General features: G+C 67.3%; 20 protein-coding genes and 1 tRNA gene. 16 read left to right on the top strand and 5 right to left on the bottom strand.

Features of this window, described 5'->3' with window-relative positions; genetic code table 11:
- Positions 1-44: 44 nt before the first annotated feature.
- The 3 genes from gatC to V5F59_RS12505 all read left to right on the top strand — a co-directional run bounded on the left by gatC (position 45) and on the right by V5F59_RS12505 (position 2,529).
- A complete protein-coding gene (gene gatC, locus V5F59_RS12515; protein ID WP_393977831.1) occupies positions 45-332 on the top strand; it encodes an Asp-tRNA(Asn)/Glu-tRNA(Gln) amidotransferase subunit GatC in 288 nt (95 codons plus the stop codon).
- Complete coding sequence (gatA, locus tag V5F59_RS12510; RefSeq protein WP_393977829.1) at positions 329-1,813, top strand: Asp-tRNA(Asn)/Glu-tRNA(Gln) amidotransferase subunit GatA; 1,485 nt, start codon at positions 329-331, stop codon at positions 1,811-1,813. Before gatC ends, gatA begins: the two co-directional genes overlap by 4 nt.
- Positions 1,814-2,007: 194 nt before the next feature.
- A complete protein-coding gene (locus V5F59_RS12505) occupies positions 2,008-2,529 on the top strand; it encodes a hypothetical protein (RefSeq protein WP_509211094.1) in 522 nt (173 codons plus the stop codon).
- Between the two features lie 210 nt (positions 2,530-2,739).
- Here V5F59_RS12505 and V5F59_RS12500 read toward each other — a convergent pair whose 3' ends face one another.
- On the bottom strand, positions 2,740-3,798 hold the full coding sequence (locus tag V5F59_RS12500) for a glycosyltransferase family 2 protein (RefSeq protein ID WP_393977825.1): 1,059 nt from the start codon (positions 3,796-3,798) through the stop codon (positions 2,740-2,742).
- Positions 3,799-4,067: 269 nt separating this feature from the next.
- Here V5F59_RS12500 and gatB point away from each other — a divergent pair, with 269 nt between their 5' ends.
- Positions 4,068-5,558: an Asp-tRNA(Asn)/Glu-tRNA(Gln) amidotransferase subunit GatB gene (gene gatB, locus V5F59_RS12495; RefSeq protein WP_393977823.1), complete on the top strand. Its 1,491-nt coding sequence runs from the start codon at positions 4,068-4,070 to the stop codon at positions 5,556-5,558.
- Between the two features lie 104 nt (positions 5,559-5,662).
- On the opposite strand, the gene lipB is transcribed toward gatB, so the two are convergent.
- Positions 5,663-6,388: a lipoyl(octanoyl) transferase LipB gene (gene lipB, locus V5F59_RS12490; protein ID WP_393977821.1), complete on the bottom strand. Its 726-nt coding sequence runs from the start codon at positions 6,386-6,388 to the stop codon at positions 5,663-5,665.
- 177 nt (positions 6,389-6,565) lie between these two features.
- Here lipB and V5F59_RS12485 point away from each other — a divergent pair.
- Positions 6,566-6,650, top strand: a tRNA-Leu gene (locus V5F59_RS12485).
- 91 nt (positions 6,651-6,741) lie between these two features.
- Here the strand turns inward: V5F59_RS12485 and V5F59_RS12480 are convergent.
- Positions 6,742-7,536 carry a polysaccharide deacetylase family protein gene (locus V5F59_RS12480; protein ID WP_393977819.1) on the bottom strand — a complete coding sequence of 265 codons (795 nt, stop codon included), beginning with the start codon at positions 7,534-7,536 and terminating at the stop codon, positions 6,742-6,744.
- A 283-nt stretch (positions 7,537-7,819) separates the two neighbouring features.
- Between V5F59_RS12480 and V5F59_RS12475 the strand changes: the two genes are divergently transcribed.
- From V5F59_RS12475 to V5F59_RS12430, 10 genes are all read left to right on the top strand, one after another.
- Positions 7,820-8,554, top strand: coding sequence for a pentapeptide repeat-containing protein (locus V5F59_RS12475; RefSeq protein WP_393977817.1), 735 nt, complete (start codon positions 7,820-7,822; stop codon positions 8,552-8,554).
- A 300-nt stretch (positions 8,555-8,854) separates the two neighbouring features.
- Positions 8,855-10,270, top strand: a complete 1,416-nt coding sequence (gene mgtE, locus V5F59_RS12470) for a magnesium transporter (RefSeq protein ID WP_393977815.1) — start codon at positions 8,855-8,857, stop codon at positions 10,268-10,270.
- Between the two features lie 187 nt (positions 10,271-10,457).
- On the top strand, positions 10,458-12,626 hold the full coding sequence (locus tag V5F59_RS12465) for a putative bifunctional diguanylate cyclase/phosphodiesterase (protein ID WP_393977813.1): 2,169 nt from the start codon (positions 10,458-10,460) through the stop codon (positions 12,624-12,626).
- 346 nt (positions 12,627-12,972) lie between these two features.
- Positions 12,973-13,845, top strand: a complete 873-nt coding sequence (gene folD / locus V5F59_RS12460) for a bifunctional methylenetetrahydrofolate dehydrogenase/methenyltetrahydrofolate cyclohydrolase FolD (protein WP_393978590.1) — start codon at positions 12,973-12,975, stop codon at positions 13,843-13,845.
- A gap of 159 nt (positions 13,846-14,004) precedes the next feature.
- Complete coding sequence (locus tag V5F59_RS12455; RefSeq protein WP_393977811.1) at positions 14,005-14,385, top strand: 4a-hydroxytetrahydrobiopterin dehydratase; 381 nt, start codon at positions 14,005-14,007, stop codon at positions 14,383-14,385.
- Positions 14,386-14,412: 27 nt separating this feature from the next.
- On the top strand, positions 14,413-14,880 hold the full coding sequence (locus tag V5F59_RS12450; protein ID WP_393977809.1) for a hypothetical protein: 468 nt from the start codon (positions 14,413-14,415) through the stop codon (positions 14,878-14,880).
- A gap of 43 nt (positions 14,881-14,923) precedes the next feature.
- Complete coding sequence (locus V5F59_RS12445; RefSeq protein ID WP_393977807.1) at positions 14,924-15,988, top strand: aminotransferase class III-fold pyridoxal phosphate-dependent enzyme; 1,065 nt, start codon at positions 14,924-14,926, stop codon at positions 15,986-15,988.
- Positions 15,989-16,201: 213 nt separating this feature from the next.
- Positions 16,202-17,191: a sialic acid TRAP transporter substrate-binding protein SiaP gene (locus tag V5F59_RS12440; RefSeq protein ID WP_393977805.1), complete on the top strand. Its 990-nt coding sequence runs from the start codon at positions 16,202-16,204 to the stop codon at positions 17,189-17,191.
- A 160-nt stretch (positions 17,192-17,351) separates the two neighbouring features.
- Positions 17,352-17,933 carry a TRAP transporter small permease gene (locus V5F59_RS12435; protein WP_393977803.1) on the top strand — a complete coding sequence of 194 codons (582 nt, stop codon included), beginning with the start codon at positions 17,352-17,354 and terminating at the stop codon, positions 17,931-17,933.
- 3 nt (positions 17,934-17,936) lie between these two features.
- Positions 17,937-19,343, top strand: a complete 1,407-nt coding sequence (locus tag V5F59_RS12430) for a TRAP transporter large permease (protein ID WP_393977801.1) — start codon at positions 17,937-17,939, stop codon at positions 19,341-19,343.
- 19 nt (positions 19,344-19,362) lie between these two features.
- Here V5F59_RS12430 and V5F59_RS12425 read toward each other — a convergent pair whose 3' ends face one another.
- Positions 19,363-20,229 carry a PPC domain-containing DNA-binding protein gene (locus V5F59_RS12425; RefSeq protein ID WP_393977799.1) on the bottom strand — a complete coding sequence of 289 codons (867 nt, stop codon included), beginning with the start codon at positions 20,227-20,229 and terminating at the stop codon, positions 19,363-19,365.
- A gap of 51 nt (positions 20,230-20,280) precedes the next feature.
- Positions 20,281-21,354, bottom strand: coding sequence for a lysine-2,3-aminomutase-like protein (locus V5F59_RS12420; protein ID WP_393977797.1), 1,074 nt, complete (start codon positions 21,352-21,354; stop codon positions 20,281-20,283).
- Between the two features lie 125 nt (positions 21,355-21,479).
- Between V5F59_RS12420 and V5F59_RS12415 the strand changes: the two genes are divergently transcribed.
- Positions 21,480-21,803 carry an XdhC family protein gene (locus V5F59_RS12415; protein ID WP_393977795.1) on the top strand — a complete coding sequence of 108 codons (324 nt, stop codon included), beginning with the start codon at positions 21,480-21,482 and terminating at the stop codon, positions 21,801-21,803.
- Positions 21,804-21,820 lie beyond the last annotated feature (17 nt).

The raw sequence follows: 21,820 nt of genomic DNA, 5'->3' as shown, positions 1-21,820 counted from the left end.
GCATACCCCTTGCTATAGCGGCGGTCAGCTTTTGGGAGCCAATCATGTCCGTCGATCAGGCGACTGTCCGCCGGGTGGCCCATCTCGCGCGCATCTCGGTGCGTGAGGAGGAGCTCGGCCATCTTCAGAACGAGCTCAACGCCATCCTCGAATTCGTCGAGCAACTGGCTGACCTCGACGTCACCGGCGTCGAGCCGCTGACCAGCGTGGTGCCGGTGGAGCTGCCCATGCGCGAGGACGTGGTGAACGACGGCCATTGTCCCGAGAAGGTGCTCGCCAATGCCCCCGAACACGAGGGCGGCTTCTTTACCGTGCCGAAGGTGGTGGAATGACCAAGCTCACCAAGCTCACGCTCACCCAGGCGCGCGAGGGGCTGGCGCAGGGCGAGTTCACCTCCGTCGAGCTGACCGAGGCCTATCTGAAGGCCATGGAGGACGCCCGCGCCCTCAACGCTTTTGTGCTGGAGACGCCTGATATCGCCCTCGACATGGCGAAGGAGAGCGACCGGCGCATTGCTGCCGGCGACACCGGTCTGCTGGAAGGAATTCCTCTCGGCATCAAGGACATGTTCTGCACCGAAGGGGTGCGCACCACTGCCTGCTCGAAGATCCTGGACGACTTCGTGCCGCAGTACGAATCCACCGTCACCTCCAATTTGTGGCGCGACGGGGCGGTGCTGCTCGGCAAGCTGAACAACGACGAGTTCGCCATGGGCTCGTCCAACGAGACCTCGGCTTTCGGCCCGGTTCTCTCGCCCTGGCGGCGGGACGGGGACGACACCTATCTCGTGCCCGGCGGTTCTTCCGGCGGCTCGGCGTCGGCGGTCGCCGCCTTCCTGTGCGCCGGCGCGACGGGCACCGATACCGGCGGCTCCATCCGCCAGCCGGCGGCCTTCACCGGCACGGTCGGCATCAAGCCCACCTATGGGCGGTGCTCGCGTTGGGGCATCGTGGCCTTCGCCTCCTCCCTCGACCAGGCGGGGCCGTTCGCCCGCACGGTGAATGACGCGGCCCTGCTGCTGCGCTCCATGGCGGGCTACGATCCCAAGGATTCCACCAGCGTCAACCGTCCGGTGCCCGACTATGAGGAGGCGGTGGGCGCCTCCATCAAGGGCAAGAAGATCGGCATTCCGCGCGAATACCGCATGGACGGCATGGCCGACGAGATCGACGCCCTCTGGCGCGAAGGCGCCAAGTGGCTGGAAGATGCGGGCGCCGAGGTGGTGGACATCTCGCTGCCCCATACCCGGTATGCGCTGCCGGCCTATTACATCGTGGCGCCGGCGGAGGCCTCCTCCAACCTCGCGCGGTACGACGGCGTGCGCTACGGCGCCCGCGTGCCGGGCCGCGACGTGGTGGAGATGTACGAGAACACCCGCGCCGCCGGCTTCGGCCCGGAGGTCCGCCGCCGCATCATGATCGGCACCTATGTGCTCTCGGCCGGCTATTACGACGCTTATTATCTGCGCGCCCAGAAGGTGCGCAGCCTCATCAAGCGCGACTTCGACACCGTCTTCGCCGAGGGCGTGGACGCAGTGCTGACCCCGGCGACCCCCTCTCCGGCCTTCGGCATCGGCGAGAAGCTGAAGGCGGACCCGGTGGAGATGTATCTCAACGACGTCTTCACCGTGACCGTCAACATGGCCGGCCTGCCGGGCATCTCGGTGCCCGCGGGCCTCTCGGCGGATGGGCTGCCGCTGGGCCTCCAGCTCATCGGTCGTCCGTTCGAAGAGGAGACGCTGTTCTCCCTCGCGGAGGTCATCGAGGAGGCGGCGGGCCGCTTCCCGGTCCAGGACCTGTGGTGGAAGGGCTGAGAAACGTGACGCAAGCGAAACCTGGGCCTTGCCTTGGTTTCGCATTTTGCAAATGATCCCTCCTGTCCTGGGGGAGCGGCGCCTGGGGGAATGGCGCCTCTCCCGGAATGGGCATGTCTGGGGGGATTTGCATGTTTTCCTTGAGGGCGGCGAGCCTTGCCATCGTCTCGATGGCGGGTGCGATGATCTGTGCCATGCCTGCGGCACAGGCACAGGACCGGTGTACAGCCTACGCCAACGAGATGGTCGGGCTCGACCAGCGTGCGAGGCAGATGCGCTGCCCGGGCTGGGCCAGCCATTCCAACTGGGACGGCCATTACCAGTGGTGCACCACCAAGTCGCCGGCGCAGACCAAGGACGCGCTTGATACCTGGGGCGCCAAGTTCGACGGCTGCGCCACCAGCTATGGCGGGCAGGGCGGCGGCTACAAGCCCCCGCCGCCGGCCAATGCGCCGAAGCAGGATGCCAGCCGCGCGCCGGTCTGCAAATCGTATGCGCAAGCGCTCGTGACCTGGCGCAACAAGGCCATCGCGAAGGGGTGCAACGTCGGCGTCAACATGTTCGAGGGGGCCGCCTACAGCGAGCCGGAGGCCTTCAACTGGTGCATGGCGACCTCGGATGCGAGCTTCCGCCAGCGCAGCCCGCAGGCGCTCGGCTACAAGGCTGGCCTGGAGAAGGCCTGCTCGGCGCAGCTCAAGCGGCCCATCAAGCTCTGACGTCCGCCTGCCTCGATGCGTGGAGCCCGCTCCGGTCAGGTCGGCTCGATCCGACCGGATCGGGCCCTGACGGCCTTCATGCCATTGGTGCGCGAGCGGGTATTGGCGCTCAGGTGGACCACACGGGCGGTTTGCGCGCGGCGGCAGATGAGGGCGTCTCTCGGCGACGTCGGGGCGGGCCTTTCGGCATGCGCGGACGCCGGGCTGCCATCAATAGCCGCGCGGAATCTCCTCCGAGATGCGGGGCGTCCGGAAGGCCGTGAAGCGGCGCATGAGGGATTTCCGGTACTTGCGGGTGGTGGCGCGGAACCAGGATTCGATGGTCTCGCCCTTCTGCCGGAGTTCTGCATTCTCAAGGAGCACCGCCTTGAAGGCGTGGACCAGATCATCCGTGGCGGAAAGCACCCGACGGTACGGGAACGTGCGCGCCAGCTCCGGATAGCGCACCTCGCCTCTCAGCTCCACGAAGGGCTGGTGCCGTTCCGCCTGTGCGCCGCGCTCCGCGCCGAGCGCTTCCGCGAGACGCCCCAGGGCCCGCACCTTGAGGTCGTCCTCCTCCTTCAGGATGCTGACGCCTTCGAGGATGCGGTCGGGCGCGCTGCCGCCGAAATCGGTGCGGGCGGTCCAGCGCAGGTAGCTCGCGAGCCCCTTGCTGACGAGCTGGGCTTCCGAGCGGGCCGGAAAGTGCGCGAGTTCGATCCGGGGCAGGAGCGTCGATGGCAGGGGAACGCCCCATTTGGTGGCGCGGTGGTTGCCATCCTCGACGGCGAAGCCGCGCTCGGAGGCGAGCTTGCCCGGAATCACCACCTTGAACACATAAGGATCGTGCACCGCGACGCGCGTCAGCCGCGTGAGCGGGCAGGACTGGTTGGGATTGTCCGTCTCGGACATGAGATAGTGGCGCGGACTGAGCCCGCCGATCCGATAGGCCCCGAGTTGTGCAAGATCCGCCTCGAGGGCGCGGCGATCACTGGCCACCAGGAACTCATCGCCGTCCAGCAGGAACAGGAAGTCCCATTCCTGCTCACCCAAGGCGTATTCGATGAGGGACGTCGTGCGTCGTCCCTGATGATAGGCAGCCAGTGACTTTTCCGATGTCAGGGAAATCGGCAGGCCTTCCTGGCTCAAAGCATGAAGAATACCGGCGGTGTTGTCGGTGCTTCCGTCGTCGACGATATAAATTCGATCCAAAAAATGCAGGTTATGCCGAACCCACGCTTCAAGTATGTCAGCCTCATCGCGAACGATCGACACCGCCGCCAGCTTCATCGCCCGTGCTCCAATTCACTCCCCGCCACGTTAGAAACCGCCAGAGCGGAAGTGCGGTATGTTAGTAGCTTGTACGCGGTATTTTCATGGCGGAATTCGGGCGTCGATCACTTGGTGAATCGCGGGTGTTAGACTGCGTGATAACGGCCGCTGCGGCGCCCTGCCGGTTGCCAGAAGGCGCCGCTCGGAGTTACGTGACTGTGACATTGCGGGATCGCCGCAAAAGCCATTGAGACTGCGGCCCGGCCGCTCATGACCATAGGACGACCATGACCCTTCACATGCGGCCCGCGGAGGCCAAGAAGCTCATTTCCGGCGCCACCGGCGACTGGGAAGTGGTGATCGGCATGGAAGTGCACGCCCAGGTCGCTTCCAACGCCAAGCTCTTTTCCGGTGCCGCCACGACCTTCGGCGGCCAGCCCAACGACCATGTTTCCCTGGTGGATGCGGCCATGCCCGGCATGCTGCCCGTCATCAACAGGGAATGCGTTGCGCAGGCGGTGCGCACGGGCCTCGGGCTGAAGGCGGAGATCAACCTGACCTCGGTGTTCGACCGCAAGAACTACTTCTATCCGGACCTGCCGCAGGGCTACCAGATCAGCCAGTACAAGCAGCCCGTGGTGGGGGAGGGCGAGGTGATCGTCGACCTGCCGGATGGCGAGAGCATCACGGTGGGAATCGAACGCCTGCACCTGGAGCAGGACGCGGGCAAGTCCATCCACGATCTGTCGCCCACCCTCTCCTTCGTGGACCTCAACCGCTCCGGCGTGGCGCTGATGGAGATCGTCTCCCGCCCCGACCTGCGCTCCTCGGAAGAGGCGAAGGCCTATGTGACCAAGCTGCGCACCATCCTGCGCTATCTCGGCACCTGCGACGGCGACATGGAGAAGGGCAATCTGCGCGCCGACGTGAACGTCTCCGTGCGCCGGCCGGGCGAGCCCCTCGGCACCCGCTGCGAGATCAAGAACGTCAACTCCATCCGCTTCATCGGCCAGGCCATCGAGGTGGAGGCCCGCCGCCAGATCGAGATCCTGGAGGATGGCGGCAAGATCGACCAGGAGACGCGCCTGTTCGATCCGGGCAAGGGCGAGACGCGCTCCATGCGCTCCAAGGAAGAGGCGCACGACTACCGCTACTTCCCCGATCCGGACCTTTTGCCCCTGGTCCTGCACGAGGCGTGGGTGGGCGACCTGAAGACCCACCTGCCCGAGCTGCCGGACGAGAAGAAGGCCCGCTTCATCGCCGACTATGGCCTTTCCCCCTATGACGCGGGCGTTCTCGTGGCCGAGCGCGAGACGGCGGACTATTTCGAGCAGGTCGTGGAAGGCGGCGGCACGAAGCGTGACGGCAAGGCGGCGGCAAACTTCGTCATCAACGAGCTGTTCGGCCGGCTGAACAAGGAGGGCAAGGACGTCACCTCCTCGCCGGTGACGCCGCACCAGATCGGTTCCATCCTCGACCTGATCGCGGAAGGCACCATCTCCTCCAAGATCGCCAAGGACCTGTTCGAGATCGTCTTCACCGAGGGCGGCGACCCGCGTGTCGTGGTGGAAGCCCGCGGCATGAAGCAGGTGACGGACACCGGCGCCATCGAGAAGGTGGTGGACGAGATCATCGCCGCCAATCCCGACAAGGTGGCCCAGGTGCAGGCCAAGCCCACCATGCTCGGCTGGTTCGTGGGCCAGGCCATGAAGGCCTCCGGCGGCAAGGCGAACCCGCAGGCGCTCAACGAGATCCTGAAGGCGAAGCTCGGGATCTGAGGCGGAGGGGGCCGGCAGCGGCCGGAGCCCTCGTGCTCAGGATGCATGCCGCGCGAGGGGAATGCATCCTGAGTCCAGCGCGAAGTCTGCCGACGACGCGGCCGTCAGGAGAGCGTCGTCCCCGCCACCGTCGGCCCGAACACCTCCTCGAACGCAACCCGCATCACCGCATCCACCTCGGCCATGGACACCGGCAGGCCGAGGTCGGCGAGACTGGTGACGCCGTGCTCGCGCACCCCGCAGGGGACGATGCCGCCAAAGTCCGCGAGATTCGGCTCCACGTTCAGCGAGATGCCGTGGAAGGTCACCCAGCGGCGCACGCGGATGCCGATGGCGGCGATCTTGTCCTCGCCGCCGCCCTTGCGACGCACCCAGACGCCCACCCGGTCCTCCCGCCGCTCACCGGTGACGTTGAAGGCGGAAAGCGTGCCGATGATCCAGGCTTCCAGCGCGCTCACATAGCGGCGCACGTCCGGGGAGCGGCGCCGGAGATCCAGCATCACATAGGCCACCCGCTGGCCCGGGCCGTGATAGGTGAACTGCCCGCCGCGACCGGTCTCGTAGACGGGGAAACGTGCGTCAACGAGGTCTTCCGGCCGCGCGCTCGTGCCGGCGGTGTAGAGGGGCGGGTGCTCCAGCAGCCAAACGCATTCCCCGGCCGTGCCCTCGGCGATCGCGGCGGCCCGCGCCTCCATGGCGGCGAGGGCCTCGGGGTAAGGCACGAGGTGATCGCTCACCGTCCATTCCACCGGGGGCGAGTCGGCGGCGAGGGGGAGGAAGGTGGCGTCGAGGCTGTCGCGCGTGGCGGTGGCTGCGAGGCGATCTGTCATGGATCCCTGCTTTAATCCTTTGGCGGTGCGGGTCCAGCCCCCTCCGGCGGACCGTCATCCACAGCGTCACGCGCGTGTTGCGCAGGGCACTTGTAGCCGCACATTCGATCTGTTAGACGATGGCCCCCGGCCGGAGCGGTCCTGCAAACGGAACCCCGGACGGAGCCATCCCTGACTGCGGTCGTGGCGGAATTGGTAGACGCGCTAGCTTGAGGTGCTAGTGGGGAGACCCGTGGAGGTTCGAGTCCTCTCGTCCGCACCAGTGGATTGCTGAGCCCGGGAAACCGGGTGGCGGATTAAGAAAAAGGCGGCCTTCGGGCCGCCTTTTCCGTTTTCGGTCCTTCGTCCCGCCCTCAGGATCGGCCGCTGCCCTTCGGCACCATGTGAACCACACTGTAGCCCCGCGCCTTCAGCGCCTTCAGGAAATCGGGAATCATCGCCGCGGTGTAGGGCTTCGTATCGTGAAAGAGCACGATGCCCCCGCCCGTCGCGTCGAGGCGCTTCAGCACCAGGTCCAGCTCGGCCTCGGGTGTCATCACGTTCCAGTCGCTGGCCCAGAAATCGGCGCCGAACACGGCGACCCCCTTCGCTTCCAGCGCATCGAGCAACTGCGGTGTCGAGGCGAAGCCCGGGAAGCGGAAGAAGGGCACGCGTGGCGCCGCTTCGGCCTTGCCGTAGGCCGCGGCATCATCGGCGATCATGCCGCGCTCGATCTCCTTCACGGCATCGGGAAAGGGGAGCTTGGCCAGCGTCGCCGCCGGATGCGTCATGGTGTGGTGCGCGACGGTGTGCCCCTCTGCGATCTCCCGCTTCACCAGCTCCGGGCGACTCTTCGCGTTCTCGCCGATGAGGAAGAAGGTGGCGCGCACGCATTCGGCCTTCAGCGCGTCGAGAATAGCGGCGGTGGTCTTGGGCCACGGCCCGTCGTCGAAGGTGAGCACCACCTCCTTCGGTGCCAAAGGCAGGGTCTGCGGGAAGGATTTCATGCCGACACGCACGCCCTTCGGGTCGATCTCCAGCACGCGCGCGGTGCCGAGGGCTCCGGGCTGGCCGGGACAGGCCTCCGCACCCTGCGCCGTGTGCGCGCCTGCCGCGGCCAGAAGGCCGATGCCGGCCAGGAGAAAGAGGCGCCGTATCCGAGACGTCATGTCCATATTCCCGTAGCCGGTCGCCTCCGCGCGCCGGCGCGACCGGCGTTCATGTTGGCCGTGATTGCGGCAAAGGCATAACATGCCGGCAGGAAGGGAGGTGCTGCCGGTTTGCGGCAGCGTGGCACCGTTGCAGGCCATTCCTTCCGGCACGGCGCGCAGACGCCGGTAAGATGAGGAGGACGCCGTGTCGGGGAAATTGTCTTTTCTCGTCCGTTTCGTCCTGAGCGGTCTCGTCGTCGCCTGTCTCCTCCCGCCAGGAGGGGTGGCGCGAGCGCAGGGCATGCTCACCCACGCCGACATGCAAAGCCCGGAGATGACCGAGGCGGAGATGTCGCGCGCCGAGGTGGAAGCGCTTCTCGCCGCCGCAAGCATGGAGCAGCCGGCGGATCTGTCCGGCCGGCGCCTCAACGGGCTCGACCTGTCCGGCCTCGACTTCGGCCGGGCGAGCCTGCGGACGGCCCGCCTCAACAAGACGAGGCTCGCCGGGGCGAAGCTCGACGGCGCGGTGCTGGATCAGGCATGGATGATCGATGCGGACCTTTCGGACGCCAGCCTTCAGGGCGCGAGCCTGTTCGGCACGCAGATGATCGGCGCCCACCTCGACCGCGCCAATCTGTCCCGCGCGCGCATCACCGCGGACCTGACGCGGGCGAGCCTCGTCGGCGCGAAGCTCGCAGGAGCAAATCTTTCGGCCGACATGCGCAACCAGTCCATGGGCCTGATGCGTGGCAACCTGACCTCGGCGCGTCTGTCCGGCGCGGATCTCACGGATGCAAATCTCGGCCGCGTGGTCCTCGATTTCGCTGATCTGACGGGCGCGGACCTCTCCCGCGCCAATCTGACGGGGGCGGAGCTCGGCGGCGCGGATCTCACGGGCGCCCGGGTGTCCGGGGCGAACTTCGCCGGGGCGGACCTCAATTCGGCGAAGCTCGCCAAGCTCAGGGGATTGCCGGAGGCGCTGGGCTTCGACCGCGCGCGAAACCTCGATCTCGCCACGACGCCCCCCGCGCAATAGGACACCCCTCTTCCAGAGGTATCCTTGCCCGCCGGAAGCGGTCCCGGAGCGATGCCCGGGGGCGCGGGGTGGCGGCACGTCGATGCCGGTCCTCCACCGGTCGGCCGGAAGTGACGCATGAGGCTTCACAAATCGCCGCGGGGCCTCTAGAGCCGAAGCAGATCGGATTGAAAGTCATTCTGATCTGCGAAGCCGTCTCTCGGCTTGAAGAGAGATTACGACAGGTCCCGGTTCCTTCCGCCCGATCGGCGAATGCCCGGCTCCTCCCCCTGACCCCCCGCCCCAACCCTGGGAGGAGCCATGCGCGAGGATGCCGATCCCGCCGTCCTGCACGGCGAGAGCGAACCGCCGGCGGTGCGCGACGACGACGGCACCCTTGCCGAAGCCTTCCGCGCGGCGGTCGAGGCCGCCATCGCCGATCGTGATGTGGAGCGGCTGAAGGCTCTCACGTCCGACCTCCACGAAGCGGACATGGGCGACCTCATCGAGGATCTGGACGGCGACGAGCGCCGCCGGCTCATCGAGATGCTGGGTGCCGCCTTCGACTTCACCGCGCTCACCGAGCTCGACGAGACGGTACGCGTGAGCATCCTGCGCGGCCTGTCGCCCCTCACTGTCGCGCGGGGGATGGCGGACCTCGATTCGGACGACGCGGTCTACATTCTCGAGGACCTCGACGAGCATGAGATGGCGGCGGTGCTGGAGCACATGCCCGCCCCGGAGCGCGTCGCCCTGCAGCGCTCCCTCGACTATCCCGAGGAAAGCGCCGGCCGGCGCATGCAGACTGAGTTCATCGCCGTGCCGCCCTTCTGGACCGTCGGCCGCGCCGTCGACTACATGCGCGAGACCCCCGACCTGCCGGAGACGTTCTACGAGATCTTCGTGGTGGATCCGGCCTATCGCCTCATCGGCTCGGTGTCCCTCGACCGGCTGCTGCGCACCCGCCGGCCGGTGCTCGTGACCCAGGTGAAGACCGAGCAGCTCAAGGTGGTGAAGGCCTCCGACGACCAGGAGGACGTGGCGCGCATGTTCGAGCGCTACAATCTGGTCTCTGCGCCGGTGGTGGACGATGCCGGGCGCCTGGTGGGCGTGATGACCATCGACGACGTGGTGGACGTCATTCAGGAAGAAGCGGACGAGGACCTGCGCGCGCTCGCGGGCGTCGGCAGCGACGAGGAACTCTCGGACACGGTCGCCTACACCTCCCGCAGCCGGCTGCCCTGGCTCGTGGTCAATCTCGGCACGGCCTTCGTCTCGGCCTCCATCATCGGCCTGTTCGAGGCGACCATCGAGAAGATGGTGGCGCTGGCCGTGCTCATGCCCATCGTGGCCTCCATGGGGGGCAATGCGGGCACGCAGACCATGACGGTGGCCGTGCGGGCGCTGGCCACCCGCGACCTGTCGAGCCATAACACCCGGCGCATCGTCTCGCGCGAGGTGCTGGTGGGGCTGTTGAACGGCGTGCTGCTGGCCTCGCTCCTCGGCATCATCGCCGCCCTTTGGTTCTCCAACCTCCAGCTTGGTGCGGTGATCTCCGCGGCGCTGGTCATGAATATGATGGCCGCGGGCCTGTTCGGAATCCTCATTCCGCTCGCCATCTCGCGGCTGAAGCTGGATCCGGCGGTGGCATCCGGTGTTTTTGTCACCATGGTTACCGACACGGTCGGCTTCTTCGCCTTTCTGGGTCTTGCCACATTATGGTTCGGCTCAAGGTAGCCCGGCCTGCCGAAAAGACCTTTCCTTCCGGCACATCTTTTCTTGCTAGCGGCTGAAATCTGGCGGAAAAATCCCAGTGCAGGCCCCCCTGTCGCACCGGTCACGTGCGGACACGCCGCGTGCGTTGGCTCGGGGTGGTTTTTCCAGCCAGTGGGAGGGTTGTGTTATCACGCGTCATCCGGGCATCGTGGCGGATCGCAGGCTTCTGGTTGGGCTGGTCGTCCTTGCCCTGCTGATAGCGTCGCTCGGAGCGATCATCGTCCTGGCCAGCCTGAAGAGCGATCGTCAGGTCATCGAGCGGGAGCGGCAGGCGCTTCTTGCCTCGCTGCGCAGTCATGCGGCCGTGATGGAGCGCGCCCTCGCCACCAGTGACCAGGAAGAGGTAACGCTGAACGCGCTCGCCCGCGGTGCCATCGAGCAGGTGCACGAGCGGTACGGCCGGCGGCTCAACGACGGCTTCGGGTTCGAGTTCGTCTACATCGTCGACGCGAATGGCAAGGTTCTCTACGCCTCGGAGCGCGGCAAGCTCGGCGAGGTGCGGGACCTCTCCTGGATCCGGCCGGCCATCGATCGCGCGCTGGCGGACGGGAAGGCCGGCCTGCAGTCTGGTTTCGTATCGGGCGGGCCGGGCACCGGCCTCATGGTCGCGCGGCCTTTCTCCGAGCGTTCCCCGAAGCTGGATGCAGCGCAGCCGCTCGTGGCGGTGACCGTGGATGTGGTGGATCCCGATTTCCTCAAGGAGGTGGCCGAGCCGGCGAGCCTCGACGAGGTGAGGCTCGTTCCCACCAGCACCAGCCACCCCGGCGGCCGCGCGGTCTTCGTGCCCAACCTGTCCGATGGCTCGCAGGCAAAGCTGGAGTGGCAGGGCTCGACGCCCGGCCACAGCCTTCTGCAGGACCTTCTGCCCGTCGTCACGGGCTTTGCTCTGCTTCTCGCGGGCGTGTTCCTCGCGCTGATGGTTCGGGCGCAGTCCATGGCCAATGCCCTGATGCGCAGCGAGGCCCGGGTGCGGGAGTTGGCGCATCAGGATTTCCTCACCGGCCTCGCCAACCGGGGCTATTTCCTGGACGAGCTGGACGCCGCCCTTGCGGCGCGGCGGGAGGGCGAGGGCCTCGCGCTGCTCTTCATCGACCTGGACGGCTTCAAGGAGATCAACGACGGCGCCGGGCACGGCGCCGGAGACATCCTCCTGTGCGCCGTCGCCGCCAAGCTGCGCGAGGCGGTGGACATGCCGGGCGCCATCGGCCGCTTCGGCGGTGACGAGTTCGTGGTGTTCGCCAGGCTCGACACGGTGGAAGAGCTGGATGGGCTGGTGGCCCGCATCTTCCAGCTGCTGGACATTCCGGTTTCTCTGGAAACGGAGCCGGTGCGCGTCAGCGCCTCCATCGGGGCGGCGCGGGCGCCGCAAGATGCCACGACGGGGGCGGAGCTGATGCGCCTTGCCGACATCGCGCTCTACCGCGCCAAGGCGGAGGGGCGCGGCACCTTCCGCCTGTTCGAGATGCGGTTCGAGCACGAGCAGGCGCAGCGTCGGCAGATCGTCTCCGAGCTTGCCACCGCCATCGAGCGGAACGAGCTCGTCCTGACCTTCCAGCCCCAGGTGAGCCTGGCGAGCGAGCGCATCGTCGGCTTCGAGGTGCTGGTGCGGTGGGACCATCCCACCCGCGGCCGGCTCATGCCGTCGGACTTCGTGGGCGCGGCGGAGGAGAGCCCGCTGATCACTGCCCTGGACCTGCACATCCTGCGTCGCGCCTGCATCGAGGCGCGGCCCCTGGGCAACCGGCGGCTGGCGGTGAATGTGTCGCCGATGACCCTGCGCACCATCGGCATCGCCCGGCGGATCCTCGATACGCTTCGCGAGACCGGGTTCGATCCGGCCTTGCTCGAGGTGGAAATCACCGAGAGCGCCGTCCTGCATTCCTCGCCCGAGATCCAGCAGGTGTTCGACGAGCTGCGAGAGGCGGGCGTCGGCCTCGCCCTCGACGATTTCGGCACCGGCTATGCGTCGGTGGTACACGTGCGGCGCTTCCCCATCACCAAGATCAAGATCGACAAGGCCTTCATCTTCAAGCTGGGCGAGGACCCGGATGCGGAGGCCATCGTTGAATACAAGGTGCGGGTCGGCCGCTCCCTCGGTCTCGCGGTGACGGCGGAGGGGGTGGAAACGCCTGACCAGCTGCGGTTCCTGCGCAGCATCGGCATGCCGGAGGCCCAGGGCTACCTGTTCGCCCCGCCGCTGCCGCTCGCCGCAGCCATCGCCATGCTGGAGCGCGAGGCGGAGGAGGGCGGGCAGGGGGCTTCCGCCCTCGCGCCTCCAGGGAGGAGCGCCGCCTCACTTCCCGCGGGACACGCCTGACCGGCTCGGTGCAGAATTTTCTTTATGAGAAAATATTTATCTCTATAAGGCGTGGTTGCTCGACGTGGCGCCGCAGGTGGCCCCTGAGGGCACGTGCCGATCGGATTGCATCACAAGCTGAGCGGATAACGTGTTCTCTTTCTTCAGGGCTGGAGCGCAATCCGATCAAATTGATTCAATTTGATCGGATTGCGCTCCAGGCCTTGCGTTCAGGGGCCGCGATGCGAGAAACGGCGAGCCATGGCTGGAGCGCGGTCCCGCGTCCGGGAGCGCGCTTCGACGAACCGCATGGAGCCGTCTGCCTCTTCGGCAGGTTCGGCGCCGAGCCTCTTGGGGATGCTTCGTGATCGAGACCAAGCCCATTGACGGAAAGGCCTTCGCCGCCGGCCTGCGCGCGCGCATCGCGGAGGAGGTCGCCGGCCTCGGCGCCAGCCACGGCTTGAAGCCGGGCCTTGCCGTCGTCCTCGTGGGGGAAGACCCGGCAAGCCAGGTCTATGTGCGCAACAAGGCGGCGCAGACGCTGGAGGCCGGCATGGCCTCCTTCGAGCACAAGCTGCCCGTCGATACGGCGGAGGCCGACCTCCTCGCCCTCATCGGCAAGCTCAACGCCGATCCGGCAGTGAACGGCATTCTGGTCCAGCTGCCCCTGCCGGCACAGATCGATTCCATGAAGGTGCTCTCCGCCATCGACCCGGCGAAGGACGTGGACGGCTTCCACGTGGTGAATGCCGGCCGCCTCGCGGTGGGGCTCGATGCGCTGGTGCCCTGCACGCCGCTCGGCTGCATCCTGCTGCTGAAGCACCACCTCGGGAACCTGTCGGGCCTCAAGGCGGTGGTGGTGGGCCGCTCGAATATCGTCGGCAAGCCGGCCGCCCAGCTCCTGCTGAAGGAGGACTGCACGGTCACCATCGCCCATTCGCGCACCCGTGACCTGCCGGGCGAGTGCCGCACCGCGGATATCCTGGTGGCCGCCGTGGGCCGCCCGGAGATGATCCGCGGCGACTGGATCAAGCCCGGTGCCACGGTGATCGACGTGGGCATCAACCGCATTCCCAAGGACGACGGCAAGACCCGGCTCGTGGGGGACGTGGCCTATCAGGAAGCCCAGGGCATCGCCGGCCTCATCACCCCCGTCCCGGGCGGCGTCGGCCCCATGACCATCGCCTGCCTGCTGCAGAACACGCTGACGGCGGCCAAGCGGCAGGCCGGGATCAGCTGATCCTGGCAGGAGCAACGGTTCCCGGGATCAGCTGATCCCGGCACAAGCAAGGGTCCCCGGGATCGGCGGATCTCCGGAAAACCGCTTCGGGATCACCGGGCCGAATTGTGCGTTCATGTCAGGACATGGCGGCGAACTGCACCGCCGGAGGGGAAAGCCATGACCATCGACCGCAAGAAGACCTTCACCCCTGAGGAGATCGAAGCCCGGCTGAAGGCGGAGCTGCCGCACTGGCGCTATGAGGACGGCTGGATTCGTCGCAACTACAAGACCAACAGCTGGAAGGGCACGCTCATGGTGATCAATGCCGTGGGTCACCTTGCCGAGGCCGCCTGGCACCATCCGGACCTCACGGCCTCCTACGCCTGGGTTGAGGTGCGCCTCCAGTCCCATGACGCCAAGGGCATCACCGTGCGCGACTTCGCTCTGGCGAAGAAGATCGAAGAGGTGGTGCAGTGGCAGCCCGGCGCGGTGGAAGATGGCCCGCTGGAAGGCACGCCGCAGCATGACCTGAGGTTCGCCTACCTGAAGTATGATTGAGGCGAGGCCGCAGGGCAGGGGGAAGAGGTGAAGGGCAGCTACGACGACATCGTGTCCCGCATCGCCGATCCCATCCTCTGGTACGATGAGCACGGGGTGCCGCGCTACGCCCCGTTCACGCCGGACCTCAAGTCGGACATCTATGCCGACGAGGCGGCGCTGGTGGAGGTGGTCTGCCAGGAATGCCGGCGCGCCTTCTTCGTCTGCTGCTCCCGTGCCGAAGACGACAACAGGCGGCCTGTGCCGGTGGCGGAGCGCATTCGCGCCAACGATGACAGGCTCTACGGCGACCCGCCCTGCCACACGACAGACATCGAGTGTCAGACGGGCATGGAAAGCTGCCGGGCCGGCCACACCATGAACAGCATCGCCGTGCGGGTGGTCGAATACTGGAGCCGTGCCGCAACAATGCAATGGGGACGCGATCCAGCCCTGGAGATCGCGTTTGCCCATGACGACGACCATGTGCGCCGGATCATCGCTAAAAAGTGGTAGACTGCCCGCATTCTTTGATGTGTTGCGCGGCAGGAGCTTTCGCGTGCCGGATGATCGTGACAGCGCGTCGCTGACGCATGAACAGGAGCAGCCCGCCCCTGAAGGCCCGGCTCAGGCGGAGGCTGCGGCGGTTTCCGTCCCGCTGGACTTCTCCGGAGCCTGCCCGGTTCTGGCGGTGGACGAGGAAGGCCTGCCGGTTGATCCGTCGAGGTTCGCCGACCTTCTCATCGCGCATTCCTTCGGCGATGCCGCAGTTCCGCTGCCCTCGGCCGGCGTCGCCAGACAGGTGATGCTGGAAACTCTGCGCGCGCACCACCGCATCGCCGGGCGGCCAAAGCGGCGTCATCTCATCGTCTGCGCGGGGGCTGGGGACGTTCCGCTGCCGCCGGAGTTCGCCGGCGATGCGGAGGTGTCGCGGGTGCCCGACGACATGGTCGCCATCGGCGGCGAGATCGGGCCGAGGACGGCCGGCATCCTCGTTTCGCCCGTGCGGCTTTCTGCGGGGCTGGAGATGCTGCCCGGCTCCTTTCTCGCCGACCTGAGGGAGGCGGCAGATGAATACGGCCTCGTCCTCGCCTTCGATGAAACCGATGGTGGCCTCGGCCGCACCGGCATGGCTTTCTCCCATGAATGGACCGGGGTGACGCCGGACCTGATGCTGCTGCGCCCCGAAGCGGGCCTCGGCGTGGCGGCCCTGGTGCTCACGGCCAAGCTCGCCCGCGCACTTCCCGCGCGCCGGCCGGAGGTGGACGAGGCCACCCGTGCCGGTGCGGCAGAGGCTCTGGCGCAGGCCTTCGCCCCCGGGTTCGAGGGGCGAGTGCAGGCCCTGGGCTGGCAACTGGAGGATCGCCTTGCGACCCTGCGCTACCGGCGGGCCGACCTGTTCGAGGCTCATGTGGGCACGGGCCTGATGCAGGGGCTGGTGTGCAGGCGGGAAGCCGCGGACCTCGCCCAGCGCCTCGCCACCACCGGGCTGCTCGTGCGCCCCCTCGGCAACGTCCTCGCCTTCCTGCCGCCGCTGGCGGTGGACGAGGGCGGGATCGATGCCGCCGCCCGGATGCTGGAGCAGGCCGTCGCGGAATTGGAACCGGTACCCGTTGGCGCCTGAGACCCCTCGGCACGGCCTCGGCCGGCCTTTGCATCCTTCATGCGAAACGTTTCAATCGGCCTCTTGCCCCGAAGCGCGCCCAGAGTACCATACGGCAGCCGCAACGGGAGCGGTGCGACTCGAAGCCATTTTTAGACCGATCCAAAGCGGCGCCCCACCGGGCGGCCGCACATAAACGCAGGCGGAAAACCGCCGCGACAGGGAGGAAACAGGATGGTCATTCTTCGCCGCGGCCTTCTGGCCGCGCTGGCGCTCGCTTCGGCGTTCGCCCTCGCCGGCCCCGCCAATGCCCAGACCAAGCTCAAGTGGGCGCACGTCTACGAGCCGTCCGAGCCGTTCCATACGGCCTCCGTATGGGCGGCGGGCGAGATCGCCAAGCGCACCGGCGGGCGCTACCAGATCGACGTCTACCCCTCCTCCCAGCTCGGCAAGGAGAGCGACATCAACCAGGGCCTGACTCTCGGCACCGTGGACATGATCATCTCCGGCTCCAGCTTCGCCGGAAAGGCCTACCCGCCCATCGGCGTGACCTATTATCCCTACACCTTCCGCGACGCTGGCCATCTGCTTGCCTATGCCAGGAGCGACGTGTTCCAGGACCTCGCCAAGGGCTACGAGGGCAAGACCGGCAACCACATCGTCGCCGTGACCTATTACGGCGTGCGCCAGGCCACCTCCAACAGGCCGTTCAAGACCTGCGCGGAGATGAAGGGCCTGAAGATCCGCGTGCCCGACGCCCCCGCCTATCTCGCCATGCCGAAGGCCTGCAGCGCCAACATCGCCCCCATCGCCTTCGCCGAGGTCTACCTCGCCCTCCAGAACGGCACGGTGGACGCACAGGAGAACCCGCTCACCACCATCGAGGCCAAGAAGTTCTACGAGGTGCAGAAGAATATCATCCTCACCGGCCATATCGTGGACCACCTGAACACGATCCTCTCCGCGAGCCTCTGGAACAAGCTCTCTCCCGAGGATCGCGTGATCTTCAGCGAGGTGGCACAGGAGGCTGCCGCGCGGGCCACAGGCGAGGTGGCGAGGCGCGAGAAGGAGCTGCTTGATGTGTTCAAGCAGAAGGGCCTCAATATCGTCGAAGTCGACACGGCGGAGTTCAAGGACACGGTGATGAAGAACATCACCTTCGAGAGCTTCGGCTACCGTAAGGCCGACTGGGATCGCATCCAGGCCATCAAGTCGAGCATGTGAGGGGCTGCGCCCGGCGCGCCCTCCCCATCGTCGCCGCCTCGCTCCTCCCGGTCTGCCGGGAGGCCTCCGCGGGGTGGCGCACAGACCCGGAGCATCCGGGAGGGGCCGTCGCGCCTCTCCCGCCTCCGGCCCGCATCCTCCAAGTCACCGGACTTTTCCCATGGCGCACGAAGTGCATACCCGCGTCAGCGGCGAGGAGCTCGCCCAGACGTTCGAGCAGCAGGAGGAGGTGGACCTTTCCGTCTACGCCTTCGAGGACTGGATCACCCTTCTCCTCTTCTGGGGCATGGCGGGGCTGGTCTTCACCCAGTTCTTCACCCGCTATGTCCTCAACGACAGCTTTGCCTGGACGGAGGAGCTCGCCACTTATTGCCTCGTGGCGGTGGTCTTCATCGGCGCATCCATGTGCGTTCGGCTCTCCCGCCACATCCAGGTGGACCTCCTCTACCGCTTCCTGTCGCCCCCGGCCGGGCGGGTGATGGCGATCCTGGTGGACCTCGCGCGGACCGCCTTCATCGCCTACGGCGTGTGGCTGATGGTGCGCTACATCTCCCTCGTGGGCGACGAGCCGATGGTGATGGTCGATGCCCCAAAGGGCATCGTCTACTACGCCGTGCTCTTCGGTTTCGTGATGATGCTCATTCGCTCCGTGCAGGTGACGGTGGGCAATCTCCGACGCGGCTATTCGGTCCTGGAGCGGCCGGAGGCCTTTGACGGCACCTTCGAGCACAAGGGGGATTGAGCCATGTGGCTGCTCATCGGCGCGTTCCTCCTGCTCATGGTGTGCGGGGTGCCCGTGGCGATCGCCATGGCCGGCTCCTCGCTCATCTACATCGTCGTTTCCGGCTCGGTGCCGGATGTGGTCATCGCCCAGCGCATGATCGCCGGGGTGGAGAGCTTCCCGCTGCTCGCGGTGCCCTTCTTCATTCTCGCCGGCAACCTCATGAACATCGCCGGCGTCACCGGGCGCATCTATGCCTTCGCCGTGGCTCTGGTGGGCTGGATGCGTGGCGGGCTGGGGCAGGTGAACATCATCGGCTCGGTGATCTTCTCGGGCATGTCGGGCACGGCCATCGCGGATGCGGCGGGGCTTGGCACCATCGAGATCAAGGCCATGAAGGACCATGGCTATTCCACCGAATTCTCGGTGGGCGTGACCGCCGCCTCGGCCACCCTCGGGCCCATCATTCCGCCGAGCCTGCCGTTCGTGATCTACGGCATGCTGGCGAACGTCTCCATCGGCGCGCTGTTTCTCGGCGGCGTGGTGCCGGGGGCAGTGATGACGCTGCTGATGATGGCGACGGTGGCCTATTTCGCCCGCCGCAACGGCTGGGGCGCGGATGCCGCCTTCTCCTGGCGCAAGCTCGCCTCCGCCGGCATCGAGGTGGCGGTGGTGATGGCCTTCCCGCTGGCAGTCTACGTGATGATCGAGCTGGGGCTCTCCACCAACGCCTCGGTGCTCATCGCGCTGGCGGCGCTGGTGGCGCTCGACTGGTATTTCGACTTCTCGGCGGTCATGGCGCTGATGACGCCGGTGATCCTCATCGGCGGCATGACGCTCGGCTGGTTCACGCCGACGGAGGCGGCGGTGGCAGCGGTGATCTGGTCCCTGTTCCTCGGCCTCGTGCGCTACCGGTCCATGACCTTCCGCACCTTGGCCAAATCGACTTTCGACACCATCGAGACCACCGCTTCCGTGCTGTTCATTGTCACGGCAGCCTCCATCTTCGCCTGGCTGCTCACGGCGAGCCAGGCGGCGCAGATGCTCTCTGACGCCATCCTCGGCTTCACCCAGAACAAGTGGGTGTTCCTGGCGCTGGCGAACCTGCTCATCCTGTTCGTGGGTTGCTTCATCGACACCATCGCGGCGATCACCATCCTGGTGCCGATCCTTCTGCCCATCGTGCTGAAGCTCGGTATCGACCCGATCCACTTCGGGCTGGTGATGACGCTGAACCTGATGATCGGTCTGCTGCACCCGCCGCTGGGCATGGTGCTGTTCGTGCTGGCGCGGGTGGCCAAGCTCTCGGTGGAGCGCACCACCATCGCCATCCTGCCATGGCTGGTGCCGCTCATCATCGCGCTGCTGGCCATCACCTACATTCCCGCCCTGACCCTGTGGCTGCCGCAGGCGATGGGGCTCGGGAAATAAAGGCGAGGGGAGGCCGCTTTCAGGCGGCCTCCTCCACCGCCAGCTCGAAGGTGATAAGCACCGGGTTGTCGCCGCGTGTCAGCTGGCTCTGGGCCATTGTCCCGGTCAGCCCCACCAAGGCGAGCGAGATGTCGGCGATCAGCTTCCCCGTGACATCCGGCGTGATGGTGCCAGAGGTGATGAAGACCTCGGTGGCATAGTCGTCCACCCGCGTTCCATCCGCGAAGCGAGCGCCGATGATGCTGCCGACGCCGCCCCGCAGGCGCCCGGCGGTGAAGCCGTGGCGGCGGCAGATCTCCTCCACGGCCTGGAACAGATCGATGTTCGGCCGGGCGCGGGCGAAGGCGATCCGCGGTCCCGCCCCCTGTGGGGTCTGGAGCGCATGGGGGTGGAAGATGGTGAAGTTGGTCTCGGGGTCGAAATCGGCGGTGGTCTCCACCTCCGCGGCCCCGTAGGCGCGGGCCTGGATGGGCGCGGCCACGACCGTCTCATGGGGCATGATATGGCCGCCGTTGCGCCGGCCGTCCGCCTCTGTCCAGAAGGAATGGCAGTGGATGAAGGGCGCGCCGTCCTTCCGCCCGAAGGTGGCGCAGCCGCGCTCGAAGCGTGTCTCTCCGGCGGGAGTGAAGGCTGCGCTGTACCAGGCGGCGTGCTGGTCGTCCGTGGCGGCAGCGGGCATGACATAGGTGAACGGACCGAGCGCCCCGCCGGACAGTTCCACCTGCGCGGCCCTGAAGCCGGCCGCGACCAGCGGGGCGGTGATGGCCGAATTCAGGGTGAGGCCGGGTTCCAGCGTGAAATCAAGCACCTGGAGGCGGCCCACGGCGCTTTCGATCCGGTCCGGTGCCTCGGGTCCAGGCTGCTGGATCCGGCGCGGCTCACCCATGCTTTCCTCCCCGTGTCATTGGCTTCGCGATACCACGGGATGGAAACGCGTTCACCCCTCTGGCGGGTAGAGATGCACGCCGCCGCAATTGTCGGTGACGGCAGTGCGGCCATCCGCCGGCGCCAGATGGCCGGGGGTGAGCGGCACCTTGCCGGCTCCGCCGGGGATATCGAGCACATAGGTCGGCAGCGCGATGCCGGAGAGGCGGCCGCGCAGGGCGCGCATCAGCGCCTGTCCCTTGCTGATGTCGAGCCGGAAATGGGCGGTGCCGGGGGCGAGATCGGGGTGGTGCAGGTAATAGGGCTTCACCCGGCATTCGACGAGCGTGCGGAAGAGGTCGGCGAGGGTGCCGGCATCGTCGTTCACGCCCCTGAGCAGCACGGACTGCGACAGCAGCGGAATGCCCGCATCGGCGAGGCGGGCGAGGGCGGCGCGTGCAGCCGGGGTCAGTTCTCGCGCATGGTTCACATGCACGGCCACATAGCTGGTGAGCCCGGACGCCTTGAGCGCGCGCACGAAGGGGGCCGTGACCCGTTCCGGCGCGGCGATGGGCACCCGGGTGTGGAAGCGCGCAATCTTCACATGGGGGATGGCGGCGAGGCGCGCCACCACCTCGCCCATGCGGCGTGGCGAGAGCATGAAGGGGTCGCCGCCAGTGAGGATCACCTCCCAGATCTCCGGATGCGCCGCCAGATAGGCGAAGGCGGCGTCCAGCGCCTCCTGCGACAGCATGGAGGCGGCCCCCGGGCCCACCATCTCGCGGCGGAAGCAGAAGCGGCAGTAGACCGCGCATACCCCCACGATCTTCAGCAGCGCCCGGTCGGGATAGCGATGCACGATGCCCGGCACGGGGCTGTGGGCCTCGTCGCCGATGGGATCCGCCAATTCCTCCGGCCGCACCTCCAGCTCCGCCGGATCGGGCACGAACTGGCGGGCGATGGGGTCGGACGGGTCCGCCCGGTCGATGGCTTGGGCGAGCGTCGGCGTGAGGGCGACCGCATAGCGCGCCGCCACCGCCGCCAGGTCCGCGCGTGCGCCTTCGGCCGCAAGTCCCGCCGCGACCAGGTCGTCGGCGGTGCGCAGCGTGCCGGCGTCGGGACCGGGCAGGGGCAGCAGGTTGGGCATCGGCGGTTTCACCATATGCGGCGGATTTCGGCGCGCGCCCACTGGCGCCGCGGCAACGGATGCGCACCTATATAGAAACGAGCCGCACGCCACCAGTTGCGTGGAGCGGCGTGTGGGAGGCGTGGATGGACGTAACGGAAGGCGATGTGCTGGCCGCGGCCGAGCGCTGGCGCCGGGAGGGGCGCGGCGTGGCGCTGGCCACCGTGCTGGAAACCTGGGGCTCGGCGCCCCGTCCCGTCGGCAGCCGCTTGGTGATCGACGCGGATGGCAACTTTCTCGGCTCCGTCTCCGGCGGCTGCGTGGAGGGGGCGGTGGTGAGCGAGGCGGCGGACGTGATTGCCTCCGGAGCGCCGCGGACGCTGGAGTTCGGCGTCGCCGACGAGGCGGCCTGGAAGGTGGGCCTCTCCTGCGGCGGGCGTATCGCCGTTTATGTGGAGCGTGTGGACTGAGGCGCTTTTCTCCTGAC

It is taken from the genome of Xanthobacter nonsaccharivorans (genome assembly GCF_043194755.2).
Classification (GTDB): domain Bacteria; phylum Pseudomonadota; class Alphaproteobacteria; order Rhizobiales; family Xanthobacteraceae; genus Xanthobacter; species Xanthobacter autotrophicus_G.
The sequence above is the reverse complement of the archived record's forward strand: the minus strand, read 5'-3'. Positions and strand labels throughout refer to the sequence as shown.

Coding starts and splice junctions, on each gene's coding strand:
- gatC (WP_393977831.1), top strand. CDS start 45: ATGTCCGTCGATCAGGCGACTGTCCGCCGGGTGGCCCATCTCGCGCGC.
- gatA (WP_393977829.1), top strand. CDS start 329: ATGACCAAGCTCACCAAGCTCACGCTCACCCAGGCGCGCGAGGGGCTG.
- V5F59_RS12505 (WP_509211094.1), top strand. CDS start 2,008: ATGCCTGCGGCACAGGCACAGGACCGGTGTACAGCCTACGCCAACGAG.
- V5F59_RS12500 (WP_393977825.1), bottom strand. CDS start 3,798: ATGAAGCTGGCGGCGGTGTCGATCGTTCGCGATGAGGCTGACATACTT.
- gatB (WP_393977823.1), top strand. CDS start 4,068: ATGACCCTTCACATGCGGCCCGCGGAGGCCAAGAAGCTCATTTCCGGC.
- lipB (WP_393977821.1), bottom strand. CDS start 6,388: ATGACAGATCGCCTCGCAGCCACCGCCACGCGCGACAGCCTCGACGCC.
- V5F59_RS12480 (WP_393977819.1), bottom strand. CDS start 7,536: ATGACGTCTCGGATACGGCGCCTCTTTCTCCTGGCCGGCATCGGCCTT.
- V5F59_RS12475 (WP_393977817.1), top strand. CDS start 7,820: ATGCTCACCCACGCCGACATGCAAAGCCCGGAGATGACCGAGGCGGAG.
- mgtE (WP_393977815.1), top strand. CDS start 8,855: ATGCGCGAGGATGCCGATCCCGCCGTCCTGCACGGCGAGAGCGAACCG.
- V5F59_RS12455 (WP_393977811.1), top strand. CDS start 14,005: ATGACCATCGACCGCAAGAAGACCTTCACCCCTGAGGAGATCGAAGCC.
- V5F59_RS12440 (WP_393977805.1), top strand. CDS start 16,202: ATGGTCATTCTTCGCCGCGGCCTTCTGGCCGCGCTGGCGCTCGCTTCG.
- V5F59_RS12435 (WP_393977803.1), top strand. CDS start 17,352: ATGGCGCACGAAGTGCATACCCGCGTCAGCGGCGAGGAGCTCGCCCAG.
- V5F59_RS12430 (WP_393977801.1), top strand. CDS start 17,937: ATGTGGCTGCTCATCGGCGCGTTCCTCCTGCTCATGGTGTGCGGGGTG.
- V5F59_RS12425 (WP_393977799.1), bottom strand. CDS start 20,229: ATGGGTGAGCCGCGCCGGATCCAGCAGCCTGGACCCGAGGCACCGGAC.
- V5F59_RS12420 (WP_393977797.1), bottom strand. CDS start 21,354: ATGCCCAACCTGCTGCCCCTGCCCGGTCCCGACGCCGGCACGCTGCGC.
- V5F59_RS12415 (WP_393977795.1), top strand. CDS start 21,480: ATGGACGTAACGGAAGGCGATGTGCTGGCCGCGGCCGAGCGCTGGCGC.